The following is a 12,774-nucleotide window of genomic DNA, read 5'->3' on the forward strand; positions in this document are numbered from 1 at the left end:
CACCCCGTGGTGGGCGGTGCCCTTCGCGTGGCGCCGGCGGTGGCTCATGCAGGGACGGAGGCCTCCACCGCCGCCTTGATCCGGCGGCCGAAGTCGGGGGCGTCCCGGCGGGCGGCCGAGAGCGCCAGCCCGACCAGCAGCTTGCCGAAGCCGTGTCCTTCAAGGGTGTTGAAGATGCGCACCCTGGTGCGCCCGCCCGGCAGCGCGTCGAGGTCGTAGCCGCCCTCGGCGGTGACCAGGTTCTTGCTCTGCTCGCGCCAGCGGATCCGGCTCGGCGGGTCGTAGCCGACGATCCGGAACTCCCGGCCGCTCTTCATCCCGGCGTCCTTGACGGTGCTGCGGAAGATGGTGCCGACCGCCGTCGGGCCGTCCGGCGTCTTGGTGATCTCCTGGACGCGCGGGCTGAACTCGGGGTCGTGACGGCCGTCGGCCAGGTAGGCGAAGACCTGCTCGACGGGGCGGTCGATCTCGACGATCGACTCGAACTCTCCGGACATCAACGCTCCTCGCTGGGCTCCCCCACGGCCCACGATCCCAGACGCGCCCGCTCCGCGCGCGCCAGCAGCCCGGACAGCAGCACCTCCAGCGTCTCGCGCAGGGTGTCCTCGAAGTCGAGGCGGAACACCGCGAGCGCGGGGTCCTCCTCGTAGACGGTGAGCATCGCCGCGCAGGGCTGAGCGTGCGCCCAGACGGATCCGGTGACCATGACGGTGGCCGCGACGAACCGGAAGGCGTCCTCCTGCCCCAGTTCCGGCAGATGGGTGGCGACGAGCCCGGCGAGGGCGGTCGCGTTGGCGATGGCGGCGCGTTTGAACTGGGCGGCGACCTGCGGGGAGACGTTGCGCTCCAGGACGGCGGCCTGGGCGCTGATCAGGTCGCACAGCACCGGACGGTCCGCGAGCGCCCGCGCGACGCGGGCCGCCAGCCGGTCGGCCCGCCCGGCCGGCTCGGCCGGGCCCGCGGCCTCGGCGAGCGCGGTCTCCAGATGGCCGACGAGTTCCCGGGTGGCGGAGCCGAGCAGCTCCAGCAGGACGTCCTCGCGGGATTCGAAGTACCGCAGCACGTTCGATTTGGCGAGGCCCACGCGGCGGCTGAGCTCGTTCAGGCTGACCTGCGCCACGGGCATCTCCGCGAGCATGTCGGCCGCGGTGTCGAGGATCGCCTCACGGCGGGCGGCGCGCTGCTCCTCGCTGCGGGCGCGCTGGAACTTCTGGGGCAAGGTCACCACGCCAGCTTACAGACCTGCGGTCTATTGTTATCAGACCGGCGGTCTGCTAGCTTCGGAGGGCAGGTAACGGACCGCCGGTCTATTAACTGCCCCGCCCCCGTCCCGAGGAGCCCCCATGTACGCCGTCCCCGATCAGTCCGGACAGTTCGTCGTCGTCACCGGCGCCAACAGCGGTACGGGCAAGGAGGCCGCGCGCCGCCTCGCGGAGGCGGGGGCCCGCGTGGTGCTGGCCGTCCGGACGCCCGCCAAGGGGGAACAGGCCCGCGCCGAGATCCTGGCCCGCCACCCCCGGGCGCGCCTGGAGGTACGCCGGATCGACCTGGCCGACCTGTCCTCGGTCGCCGCCTTCGCCGACGAGATCCTCGCCGACGGCACCCCGCTCGACCTGCTGGTCAACAACGCCGGGGTGATGGCCCCGCCGACCCGGATGACCACGGCCGACGCCTTCGAGCTCCAGTTCGGCAGCAACTTCCTCGGCCCGCTGGCCCTGACGGTACGACTGCTGCCCGCGCTGCTCGCCGCGCCCGCGCCGCGGGTGACGACCATGAGCAGCCGCACCGCCGACTTCGGCCGGATCGACTTCGGGGACCTCCAGTGGCAGCGCCGGCGGTACGTCCCGATGCTGTCCTACGCGCAGTCGAAGCTGGCCGACCTGATGATGGCCCGACACCTGGCCGAACTCGCCGCCGAGCGGAACTGGCCGCTGCGCAGCACGGCCGCGCACCCCGGATACACGAAGACCAACCTCCAGACCGCCGGGGCCAGCCTCGGCCGGGACGAGCCCTCGCGGCTGCACCGCGTGATGAGCGCGCTGGACTTCCTCCCGAAGCAGGAGGTCGGCCCGGGCGCCGAGCCGCTGCTGTACGCGGCCACCAGCCCGGACGCGGTGGCCGGCGGCTACTACGGCCCCGGCGGCCTCTTCGGCCTGGTGGGACCGACGGCGGAAGCCCGGATCACCCGCCGCGCCCTGGACCGTACGGCCAACGCCCGCCTGTGGTCCGAGGCGGAACGCCTCACGGGCGTCAGCGTCGCGGCCGCCCACTGACCTCGGGGCCGCTGGCCTCGGGGCCGCTGGCCTCGGGGCCGCTGGCCTCGTGGCCGCTGGCCTCGTGGCCGCTGGCCTCGTGGCCGCCGGAGCGGGGTCAGCCCAGCAGGGCGTAGACCGTGGCGGCCTTGGCGGCCGGCTCCTCGGAGCCCTCGGGGGTCATGGTGATGTCGGCGAAGGCCATCCGCTTGCCGAGCTTGGTGATGCGGACGTCGATCAGGACGTCCGCGCCGGTCACCGGGCGCTGGAAGCTGGTGGACTGCTGGACCGTGGTCATCGGGCCGTACCCGCCGCGCGCGGCGGAGATCGCGATGACCGTGGCGGTGTCCGCGGCGGCCATCAGGGCCTGCCCCGAGAGCCCGCCGCCGTCCCGGGCCAGCGCCTCGGACCAGGGCAGCCGCAGCACGGCGTGCCGCTCGCCCGTCTCCGCGACGGTGAGGCCGAGGGCGAGCACCCAGGGCGCGAAGTTGTCGGCGAGGATCTTGTCCGCGTCTGCCGGTGTCAGCGTCACCGGACGATTGTGGCGGCCCGGGCCGGGCCGCCACAACTCCCCGTACGGGTCAGAGCGTTGCGGCCAGCTCCGTACCCTGGCGGATCGCGCGCTTGGCGTCGAGCTCCGCGGCCACGTCCGCGCCGCCGATCAGGTGCGCGGCCACGCCGGCGGCGCGCAGCGCCTCGTACAGGTCACGGCGCGGCTCCTGGCCGGTGCACAGGACCACGGTGTCGGCCGGGACGAGCCGCTGCTCGCCCTCGACGGTGATGTGCAGGCCCTCGTCGTCGATGCGGTCGTACGAGGCGCCCGCGACGGAGACGACCCCGCGGTGCTTGAGCTCGGCGCGGTGGATCCAGCCGGTGGTGGTGCCGAGGCCGGCGCCGACCTTGGTGCTCTTGCGCTGGAGCAGCACGACCTGGCGCGGCGGCGCGGGCCGCTCGGGCGCGGCGAGCCCGCCGGGGCCGGTGTACGCGGTGTCGACGCCCCAGTGCCGGAAGTAGACCTCGGGGTCCTGGGAGGCGCCCTCGCCGCTGTCGGTGAGGAACTCGGCGACGTCGAAGCCGATGCCGCCGGCGCCGACGACGGCGACGCGCTCGCCGACGGGGGCTCCGTCGCGCAGGACGTCGAGGTAGCTGACGACGTTGGCGTGGTCCACGCCCTCGATGTCGGGGGTGCGCGGGGTGACTCCGGTGGCGACGACGACCTCGTCGTAGCCCTGGAGGGTGGCCACCTCGGCGCGGGTGTTCAGCCGTACGTCGACGGCGCGCTCGGCGAGCTGGGTGCCGAAGTAGCGGATCGTCTCCTCGAACTCCTCCTTGCCGGGGATCCGGCGGGCGACGTCGAGCTGTCCGCCGATGTGACCGGAGGCCTCGAAGAGGGTGACGGCGTGGCCGCGTTCGGCGGCGGAGACGGCGCAGGCGAGGCCGGCCGGGCCGGCGCCGACGACGGCGACGGTCTTCTTCAACCGCGTCGGGAAGAGCACGAGTTCGGTCTCGTGGCAGGCGCGCGGGTTGACCAGGCAGCTGGTGATCTTGCCGCTGAAGGTGTGGTCAAGGCAGGCCTGGTTGCAGCCGATGCAGGTGTTGATGGTCTCGGAGCGGCCGGCGGCGGCCTTGGCCACGAAGTCGGCGTCGGCGAGGAAGGGGCGGGCCAGCGAGACCAGGTCGGCGCGGCCGTCGGCGAGCAGTTCCTCGGCGATCTCCGGGGTGTTGATGCGGTTGCTGGTGACGAGCGGTACGGAGACCGCGCCCATCAGCCGCTTGGTGACCCAGGTGTAGGCGCCGCGCGGGACGGAGGTGGCGATGGTGGGGATGCGCGCCTCGTGCCAGCCGATGCCGGTGTTGATGATGGTGGCGCCGGCGGCCTCGATCTCCTTGGCGAGGTGGACGACCTCGTCGAGGGTGGAGCCGCCGGGGATCAGGTCGAGCATCGAGAGGCGGTAGATGAGGATGAAGTCCTCGCCGACGGCCGCGCGGGTGCGCCGGACGATCTCCAGCGGGAACCGCACCCGGTTCTCGTAGGCGCCGCCCCAGCGGTCGGTGCGCTTGTTGGTGGCGGCGGCGATGAACTCGTTGACGAGGTAGCCCTCGGAGCCCATGATCTCGACGCCGTCGTACCCGGCCAGTTTGGCGAGGCGGGCCGCGCGGACGAAGTCCTCGACGGTGCGCTCGACCTCGGCGTCGGTGAGCTCGTTCGGGACGAACGGGCTGATGGGGGCCTGGAGGGCGGTGGGGGCGACGAGGTCCTTGTGGTAGGCGTAGCGGCCGAAGTGGAGGATCTGCATCGCGATCTTCCCGCCCTCGGCGTGCACCGCCTCGGTGATCACCCGGTGCTCGGCGGCCTCCTCCTCGGTGGTGAGGCGGGAGCCGCCCTCGAAGGGGCGGCCGGCGTCGTTCGGGGCGATGCCGCCGGTGACGATCAGGCCGGCGCCGCCGCGGGCGCGCTCGGCGTAGAAGGCGGCGAGGCGTTCGAACCCGCCCGCGTGCTCCTCCAGGCCGGTGTGCATCGAGCCCATGATCACGCGGTTCGGCAGGGTGGTGAACCCGAGGTCCAGGGGGCTCAGCAGGTGCGGGTACCCGCTCCGGGTGCTCTGCGTGCTCATCGGGGTGTGCCTCCTCGCGCGGGGGTGAATGAACCTGTTCTAGCGAGGAGCCGAGGGTTTTGCAACTAGGTGCATAACCGGGAGGGGGCGGTCCTGCGCCGCTGCCCCGGCCCCACGGGCCGCCGCCGGCGGAGCCTGTGGCGCAGTTCACGCCGGACGCCGCCGCCGAGCCACGGCGAGCCCCGGCGGGCCCCCACCCCGGCCCGGTAGCGTCGGCGCCATGACGGAGCGGTGCGCGGTGACGGCGAACGGGATACGGCTGGCGTACGAGGTGTCCGGCCCGGCCGGCGGCCCGCCCCTGGTCCTGCTGCACGCGCTCGGCCAGAGCGCCGGGCACTGGGCCCCCGTCCGGGACGCGCTCGCCCCCGGCCGCCGGGTGTACGCCCTCGACCTGCGCGGGCACGGCCGCAGCGAGTGGCCTGGGCGGTACTCGCTGGAGCTGATGCGGGACGACGTACTCGGCTTCCTGGACGCCCTCGGGCTGGACCGGGTGGAGCTGGTCGGGCATTCGCTGGGCGGGGTGGTGGCCTACCTGCTCGCGGCGCAGCGGCCGCACCGGGTGACCCGGCTCGTCCTGGAGGACGCCCCCGCGCCGCTCCCCCGCGAACCGGTCGCCCCCGTACGGCCCGAGGGCGACCTGGACTTCGACTGGGCGATGGTGCTCGCGGTCAGGCAGGAGCTCGACCGGCCCCCGGCGGACCGGCTCGCCGCCCTGGAGCGGATCTCCGCCCCCACCCTGGTCCTCTACGGCGGCCCCGCCAGCCACCTCCCGGCCGCCTCCTTCGACGAGGTGACCCGCCGCGTCCCCGACGCCCGGATGGTCACCCTCCCGTACGGCCACCTGATCCACGCGGCCGCGCCGCGGGAGTTCGCCGAAGCGGTGACGGCCTTCCTCACCGCCCCGGCCCCGGCCGGCCGCTAGGCACGCGGCCGGTCAGGCGCCGCCCGGTCAGGCCCGGCGGAGGCGGCGCGGCCGGTCAGGCCCGGCGGAGGCGGACCGTCACGATCTGGAACGGGCGCAGGGTGAGGGGCACCGCCCCGTCGGCGGACCGCGGGCCCACCGTCGAGCCCTCCAGCGGGCGTTCCAGCAGGTCGCTCTCCACCGCCCCGGCGACCGGGAACCCCGCCGCCAGCGTCGCCTTCGCCCGCCCGCCGCGCGATTCGTAGAGGCGGACGATCACGTCGCCGCCGCCGTCCTCGGCCAGTTTGACCGCCTCCACCACCACCGCGTCGTTGTCCACCGCCAGCAGCGGGGCGACCGGGCCCGCGCCCGTCAGGGTCCGCTCGGGCAGGTTGAGCCCGTGCCCCTCCCGCACCGCGTCCCCGATCGTCGCGCCCGGCGCCAGCGAGAAGCACAGGGTGTGCCCGCCCTGGTCGGTCTCGGGATCCGGGTAGCGCGGCGCCCGCAGCAGCGAGAGCCGCACCGTGGTGGTCTGGCCGCCGTCGGCGCGCACGTCCCGCGTCACGTCGTGGCCGTACGTGGAGTCGTTGAGGACCGCGACTCCCCAGCCCGGCTCCTCCGCGTGGATCCACCGGTGGGCGCAGATCTCGAACTTGGCCGCCTCCCATGAGGTGTTGGTGTGCGTGGCCCGGTACACGTGCCCGAACTGCGTCTCGGAAGCGGTCCGTTCGGCCTTCACGTCCAGCGGGAAGGCCGCCTTCAGGAACTTCTCCGTCTCGTGCCAGTCCACCTCCGTGACGATGTCCACCGTCTTCGCCCCGGCCCGCAGGGTGATCGACTGGACCACCCGGGAGGCCCCGAAGGAGCGGCTCACCCGCACCGTCGCCGCGTCCGGACCCGACTCCGCGATCTCCAGCGCGTCCAGCGCGACCAGGTCGGTGACCTTGTTGCGGTAGAACGCGTCAATGTCCCACGCGTCCCACATGTTCGGGAAGTCCGGGTGGATCTGGAGCAGGTTCGCGGCCCCGCCGGGAGCCACCGCCTCGCGGCCCGCCTCCAGGTCGTACGCCGAGACGAGCAGCCCCCGGCCGTCGATCTCCACCAGCAGCCGCCCGTTGGCGAGGATCTGCCCGCCGCCGTGCCGCTCCTCCAGGGTCACCGGCTGCCCCGCGGCCACCGGCCGCCCCGCGCCGCCGGCCGGGACGCCGCGCCGGGTGTGCGGGGCGCAGTTGAAGACGAGTTCCTCCACCCCCTCCCCCGCGAGCGCGCGCTGCGCGGCGAGGGTGATCGCGTTCAGCTCCTCCCGCACCCGCGCGTACGTCTCGCGGGCCTCGCGGTGCACCCAGGCGATGGAGGACCCCGGCAGGATGTCGTGGAACTGGTGCAGCAACACCGTCTTCCAGATCCGCTCCAGGTCCCCGTACGGGTAGTCGTACCCCTCCACCCGCACCGCGGCCGTGGTCGCCCACAGTTCGGCCTCGCGCAGCAGCGATTCGCTGCGCCGGTTGCCCTGCTTGGTCTTGGCCTGGGAGGTGTACGTACCGCGGTGCAGCTCCAGGTAGAGCTCGCCGGCCCACACGGGCGCGTCCGGGTATTCGGCGCGGGCCTTGTCGAAGAACGCGTCCGGGCGCTCGATCTCGACGCGCGGGGAGCCTTCGAGGCTGTGCTGGCGGCGGGCCCGGGCGAGCTGCTCGCGCGTCGGGCCGCCGCCGCCGTCGCCCCAGCCGAAGGGGGCGAGCGAGCGCGAACCGCGCCCCTTCTCCTGGTAGTTGCGGGCGGCGTGCGCCAACTGGGCGCCGCCCAGGTCGCAGTTGTAGGTGTCCACGGGCGGGAAGTGGGTGAAGACCCGGGTGCCGTCGATGCCTTCCCACCAGAAGGTGTGGTGCGGGAACTTGTTGACCTGCGACCAGGAGATCTTCTGGGTCAGGAACCAGCTGGCGCCGGCGAGCCTGACGATCTGCGGCATCGCCGCGGTGTACCCGAAGGAGTCGGGCAGCCAGACGCCCCGCGGCTCGACGCCGAACTCGTCCCTCAGGAACTTCTTGCCGTAGAGGAACTGGCGGGCCATGGCCTCGCCGGCGACCATGTTGGTGTCGGACTCCACCCACATCCCGCCGACGGGCACGAACTGCCCGTCCGCGACCTTCTTCTTGATCCGCTCGAAGAGCTCGGGGCGGTACGTCTTGATCCAGTCGAGCTGCTGCGCCTGCGACATGGCGAAGAGGAACTCGGGGTGCTCGTCCATCAGGGTGACCATGTTGGAGGCCGTACGGGACACCTTGCGCACGGTCTCGCGCAGCGGCCACAGCCAGGCGGAGTCGATGTGGGCGTGGCCGACCGCGCTGATCCGGTGCGCGGAGGCGCGGGCGGGGGCCGCGAGCACCCCGGCGAGCCGCGCGCGGGCCGCGGCCGCCGAGCCGGGGACGTCGTCGAGGTCCACCGCGTCGAGCGCGGCGTCGAGGGCGCGCAGGATCTCGTACCGCCGGGCGTCGTGCCGTTCGAGCTCGGTCATCAGGTCGTAGAGGACTTCGAGGTCCTGTACGAGTTCCCAGACCTCGGTCTCGAAGACGGCGAGGTCCATCCGGGCGAGCCGGTAGAGGGGCTGGTCCCCGCTGGTCTGCCGGTCGCCCTCGTAGGTGGCCGAGTGGTCCACCAGGACCGGGTTGGAGGCGGCCTCGACGTACCACTCGACCCGCTCGCCGCCCGCGGCGCGGTCCGCGACGCGCACCCAGTCGTTGTACGGGTTGAGGGCCTTGACCTCGCCGCCGTCGGCGCGGTGGACCAGGCCCTCGCACTGGAAGCCGGGCATCATCCGGTCGAAGCCGAGGTCGAGGACGGCCTCGACGGTGCGGCCGGCCCACTCGGCCGGGACGGTGCCGGTGACCTTGAACCAGGTCGTGCCCCAGGCCGGGCCCCACGGGTCGCCGACCGCGCAGGGCTCGTAGGCCGCGGCCAGCCCCTCGGCGACCGGGACCGGCTCGCCGGGCGCCTCCCAGCGCGCGAGGGTCAGCGGGACCGGGCGGGAGTGGACGGCGGGCTTGATCCGCTGGGCGAGGACGCGGCGGAGGCGGTGTTCGGTGATGCTGCGGTCGTCATGCATGACGGCTGCTCCAGGGGTGGTCGTCTGACGTACGGAGCGGAGCGGGAGCGGGCGGTGCGGGGGCGGCGGGTCAGGTCTTGACCGCTCCCTCGCCCACGCCCTTGAAGAAGTAACGCTGGAGGGCGAAGAAGAGGAGCATCATCGGCAGGAGCGCGGCCATCGCCCCGGCGGCGATCAGCCGCTGGTCGTTGACGGTGGTGGCGCCGGCCAGGGTCTTCAGGCCGAGCTGCAGCGTGTAGTGGTCGCTGTCGGTGAGGACCAGCAGGGGCCAGAGGAAGTCGTCCCAGGCGCCCATGAAGCTGGTGATGCAGACGACGGCCAGGGCGCCCTTGACGGCGGGCAGGAAGACCCGGGTGAAGCGGGTCCACTCGTTGGCCCCGTCCAGGACGGCGGCCTCCTCGACCTCCCTGGGCACGGCGAGGAAGGCCGCCCGCATGACCATGATGTTGAGGACGGAGACCGCTCCCGGCAGCCAGACGCCGATGAGGGTGTCGACCAGACCCATCCCGCGGACGGTCAGGAACATCGAGATCATCACGGACTCGAAGGGGAACATCAGGGTCGCCACCAGCACGGTGAAGACGGTCTTGCGGCCCTTCCAGCCGGCCCGCGAGAGCGCGTACCCGCCCATGGCCGCGAACAGCAGGTTCGAGGTGACGGCCAGGGCCGCCACGATCAGGGTGTTGCCGACGTACTGGAGGAGCGGGAAGGACTCGGCGACCCGGACGTAGTTGTCGAGGGTGGGGTGGGAGGGCAGCAGCCCGTCGTAGACGTTCTCGGTGCGGCCGCGGATCGAGGTCAGGAACTGCCAGACGATCGGCCCCAGCATGACCACCAGCATCAAGACGAGCGTGGCGTAGCGGGCCGCCAGGACGAGCCGCCGACGGGGGGCGGGACGCGGCGCGGTGCTCAACTCTCGTCCCCCTTCGACAGGCGGCGGCCCAGCAGGCTGAAGACCAGGGTCAGCAGGAACAGCAGGATGGAGACGGCGGAGGCGTAGCCGGTCTCGCCGGCGAAGCCGAGGCCGACCTGCCGGATGAGGAACGGCAGGGTACGGGCGCCGCCGCCGGGGCCGCCGCTCTCCCCGCCGAGGATGTAGATCTCGGTGAACACCCGGAGCGCGGAGATCGCGGACAGCGTGCCGACGAGCAGCATCATCGGCTTCACCTGCGGGATGGTGATGCTGAAGAACCGGCGCAGGGCGCCGGCGCCGTCGATGGCGGCCGCCTCGTGGAGGGAGACGGAGACGTTCCCGAGGGCGGCCAGGTAGAAGACCATGTAGTAGCCGAGGCCCTTCCACACGGTCACGATCATCGCGGAGACCAGCAGCATGGTGCTGTCGGTCAGGAACGGGACCGGCTCGGAGACGATCCGCAGCTTCTGGAAGACGGTGTTGACGAGCCCGTCGCTGCGCAGCACCCACTGCCAGATCAGGCCGACGACCACGGCGGAGGCGATCACCGGGGTGTAGAAGGCGGAGCGGAAGAACCCGATGCCGGGGATCTTGGCCTGGACGAGGACGGCGAGGGCCAGCGGCAGCAGGACCAGGCAGGGGACGACGACCACCAGGTAGAGCACGCTGTTGCCGGTGGCGACCCAGAAGTCGGGGTCGGCGAAGGCGCGGGTGTAGTTGTCGAGGCCGACGAAGCCGCCGCCGCGCAGGATCTGGGCGTCCGTCAGGGAGAGGACGACGGTGTTGACGAAGGGCCAGAGGCTGAACAGCGCCACCATCACCAGGCCGGGGGCGAGGAAGAGGTAGGGGGTCCACCAGTTCCGGTGGACCAGCCCCGTCTCGGTCTCCGTGGCCCGCCGGGCGGCCTTCCTCGCCGGCCCGGCCGGTGCGGGCGTCACCGCCGCGCCGTCTTGGCGAGCAGCTTGTTGGCCTCCTCCTGTGCCTTCCTCACCGCCGTCGCCGGGTCCTGCTCCCCCTTGATGGCCTTCTGCATCTCGCGTACGACCGCGTCGCCGACCTGGTTGGTCCACTGGACGGGCGTGTTGGCGTCGAGCGCGGCCGTCTTCAACTGCCCGGCGCCGACCGCGCGCGCCACGGTCTCGGCGTCCTTGCCGTCGCCCCGGTCGGAGAAGTAGGGGTCGGCGAGGCCGTTGGCGTTGGAGGGGTAGATGGTGGCCTTCTTGGAGAACTCCACCTGGTTGGGGCCGTTGGTGACCCACTTGGCGAACTCGGTCGCCGCGTCCAGGTGCTTGGTGTCCTTCTTGATGCCGAGCGACTGGGCGTAGATCCCGATGTGGCCGAGCTTCCCGGTGACGGCGCCCGCTACCTGGGTGTTGGCGTAGACCTCGGGCGCGTTCTGCTTGATGTCCTTGACGAAGCCCGGGGAGCCGGGGCCGAAGACGAGCTTGCCGCCGCCGTAGAGCTGGTTGATGTCGTCGGACTTGAGCAGGGATTCCTTGGGCATCGCGCCCTTGGCGTACAGGTCCTTCATCCGTTCGACCCACTTCACCGCGTTGTCGGTGTCGAAGGTGAAGGCGTCCCCCTGGCCGTTCAGGATCGGGATGCCCATCTTCTGCCAGTCGCCGGGCAGCCGGCCCTTGGGGTCGGCCATGAACGCGGCGTACTGGCCGTCGGACCCGGCGGCTATCCGCTCGGCGTAGTCGAAGAACTCCTCGACGCTGGTGGGCGGCTTGGCCGGGTCGAGGCCGGCCTTCGCGAAGAGCACCTTGTTGTAGGTGAGGATCTCGGGCGTCACGTACCAGGGGTAGGCGTAGACGCCTTCGCCCTTGCCGGGGAGCCTGAACTGCTCCCAGGCGCCGGGGACGTAGTCCCGGGCGACCTGCCCGTCGAGCTTGGCGACGTCGGCGAGCATGCCGCGGTCGCCGAGGAGCTGGAAGGAGTCGGTGGACAGGTTGACGACGTCGGGGAGGGCGCCGGCCTGGGCGTCGGCGACGAGCTTCTCGTTGTAGCCGTCGCCCGGCACGTCCTCCCATCTCACCTCGACGTCCGGGTATTTCCGCTCGAAGGCGTCGATGACGCCCTGGACGTACGTGGTGAAGACGGGTTTCAGCTGGAGGGTGCGGAAGGTGATCTCGCCGGCCACCTTGCCGGTCCTCTCGGCCTCCTTCACCTCCCCGCCGCCCCCGCCGACACCACAGGCGGTGGCCGACAGGAGGGCGCCGGCCGCGAGCGCGGAGAGGGCCACACGGGTCAGGTACGAACGGGTCATCGTCGCCGCCTTCAGGGGGAGTTCCGGCCTCGCCGCCGGAGCGCGGAGCCCACGCTGGCCCGAAAGGGACGGTCCGTCAATGCGGTCAAAGTCCCGGTGGCCGGGTACCCGTACGCGCCGAATGCGGCCGAGGGGGCGGCACGCAGACGGGCGGCCTCTCGTCAACACGGCATTGAACTGGACTGATGCGCTTTAGTTGTTAACCCCGAAGCGATGATATCGATTCGATAACGACCCTGTTTCTCCTTCAGGGTTTGACTTCTTATGGGCGGTCCACCAAAGCGCCCACTAATGCGCTTTACCAGCCGCCATCGCGGAAACCCGCTACTTCATCTTGTAGTCGGCCTTCTCCGCGAGCCTGCCGTCCTTGAAGCAGAAGCGGAACACGGTGGAGCCGACGCCGTCGCCATCGCCGTTGTCGCCGCTGGAGAGGTACCAGGAGCAGGTGCTGCCCTCGGGTTCGGCCGGACCGCCCTCCTTGAGGGTGTTCTTGACGAAGCTCTCCCCCGAGGGGAGCTTCTTGCGGACGGCGTCCTCGGGGTCGCCGGTCTTGACCGACGTGTACACGTCCGGGTCGACGAGGGTCTTGTCGGCGACGTCGACTATCTTGCCGATTCCGAAGAGGAGCAGCACCACGGCCCCGATCCCCAGGACCAGCGCCACGCCGCAGCCGATCAGACAACCCTTGCGCTGTGCCACGCCCGTTCCTCCATGCGATCACCGT

Annotated in this window: 11 protein-coding genes; 2 read left to right on the plus strand and 9 right to left on the minus strand. The window is 72.1% G+C overall.

Features of this window, described 5'->3' with window-relative positions; translation table 11 throughout:
* Positions 1-44 precede the first annotated feature (44 nt).
* Positions 45-497, minus strand: coding sequence for an SRPBCC family protein (locus tag IE248_RS28530; protein WP_100583161.1), 453 nt, complete (start codon positions 495-497; stop codon positions 45-47).
* Positions 497-1,219, minus strand: coding sequence for a TetR/AcrR family transcriptional regulator (locus IE248_RS28535; RefSeq protein WP_073796304.1), 723 nt, complete (start codon positions 1,217-1,219; stop codon positions 497-499). The genes IE248_RS28530 and IE248_RS28535 overlap by 1 nt, the downstream gene beginning before the upstream one ends.
* Positions 1,220-1,343: 124 nt before the next feature.
* On the opposite strand from IE248_RS28535, the gene IE248_RS28540 reads away from it, so the two are divergent.
* Positions 1,344-2,273 (plus strand): SDR family oxidoreductase, encoded by a 930-nt coding sequence (locus IE248_RS28540; protein ID WP_190032090.1) that lies wholly within the window; start codon positions 1,344-1,346, stop codon positions 2,271-2,273.
* Between the two features lie 97 nt (positions 2,274-2,370).
* Here the strand turns inward: IE248_RS28540 and IE248_RS28545 are convergent, their stop codons facing one another.
* Positions 2,371-2,784: a PaaI family thioesterase gene (locus IE248_RS28545; RefSeq protein WP_100583217.1), complete on the minus strand. Its 414-nt coding sequence runs from the start codon at positions 2,782-2,784 to the stop codon at positions 2,371-2,373.
* A gap of 49 nt (positions 2,785-2,833) precedes the next feature.
* Positions 2,834-4,867, minus strand: a complete 2,034-nt coding sequence (locus tag IE248_RS28550) for an oxidoreductase (protein WP_100583163.1) — start codon at positions 4,865-4,867, stop codon at positions 2,834-2,836.
* A 220-nt stretch (positions 4,868-5,087) separates the two neighbouring features.
* Here IE248_RS28550 and IE248_RS28555 point away from each other — a divergent pair, with 220 nt between their 5' ends.
* Complete coding sequence (locus tag IE248_RS28555) at positions 5,088-5,789, plus strand: alpha/beta fold hydrolase (RefSeq protein WP_190032091.1); 702 nt, start codon at positions 5,088-5,090, stop codon at positions 5,787-5,789.
* 55 nt (positions 5,790-5,844) lie between these two features.
* On the opposite strand, the gene IE248_RS28560 is transcribed toward IE248_RS28555, so the two are convergent.
* The 5 genes from IE248_RS28560 to IE248_RS28580 form a co-directional block, all read right to left on the minus strand.
* Complete coding sequence (locus tag IE248_RS28560; protein ID WP_190032092.1) at positions 5,845-8,868, minus strand: alpha-mannosidase; 3,024 nt, start codon at positions 8,866-8,868, stop codon at positions 5,845-5,847.
* Positions 8,869-8,938: 70 nt separating this feature from the next.
* Positions 8,939-9,781, minus strand: a complete 843-nt coding sequence (locus IE248_RS28565) for a carbohydrate ABC transporter permease (RefSeq protein WP_073796243.1) — start codon at positions 9,779-9,781, stop codon at positions 8,939-8,941.
* Positions 9,778-10,653 carry a carbohydrate ABC transporter permease gene (locus IE248_RS28570; protein ID WP_190032144.1) on the minus strand — a complete coding sequence of 292 codons (876 nt, stop codon included), beginning with the start codon at positions 10,651-10,653 and terminating at the stop codon, positions 9,778-9,780. Before IE248_RS28570 ends, IE248_RS28565 begins: the two co-directional genes overlap by 4 nt.
* 62 nt (positions 10,654-10,715) lie before the next feature.
* Positions 10,716-12,050 carry an ABC transporter substrate-binding protein gene (locus IE248_RS28575; protein WP_229895581.1) on the minus strand — a complete coding sequence of 445 codons (1,335 nt, stop codon included), beginning with the start codon at positions 12,048-12,050 and terminating at the stop codon, positions 10,716-10,718.
* Between the two features lie 324 nt (positions 12,051-12,374).
* Entirely contained in the window at positions 12,375-12,749 is a 375-nt protein-coding gene (locus IE248_RS28580) for a hypothetical protein (protein WP_100583167.1), read from the minus strand.
* Positions 12,750-12,774: the final 25 nt, after the last annotated feature.

It is taken from the genome of Streptomyces goshikiensis (assembly GCF_014650555.1).
GTDB lineage: Bacteria > Actinomycetota > Actinomycetes > Streptomycetales > Streptomycetaceae > Streptomyces > Streptomyces goshikiensis.

Coding starts and splice junctions, on each gene's coding strand:
- IE248_RS28560 (WP_190032092.1), bottom strand. CDS start 8,868: ATGCATGACGACCGCAGCATCACCGAACACCGCCTCCGCCGCGTCCTC.
- IE248_RS28555 (WP_190032091.1), top strand. CDS start 5,088: ATGACGGAGCGGTGCGCGGTGACGGCGAACGGGATACGGCTGGCGTAC.
- IE248_RS28575 (WP_229895581.1), bottom strand. CDS start 12,050: ATGACCCGTTCGTACCTGACCCGTGTGGCCCTCTCCGCGCTCGCGGCC.
- IE248_RS28530 (WP_100583161.1), bottom strand. CDS start 497: ATGTCCGGAGAGTTCGAGTCGATCGTCGAGATCGACCGCCCCGTCGAG.
- IE248_RS28540 (WP_190032090.1), top strand. CDS start 1,344: ATGTACGCCGTCCCCGATCAGTCCGGACAGTTCGTCGTCGTCACCGGC.
- IE248_RS28550 (WP_100583163.1), bottom strand. CDS start 4,867: ATGAGCACGCAGAGCACCCGGAGCGGGTACCCGCACCTGCTGAGCCCC.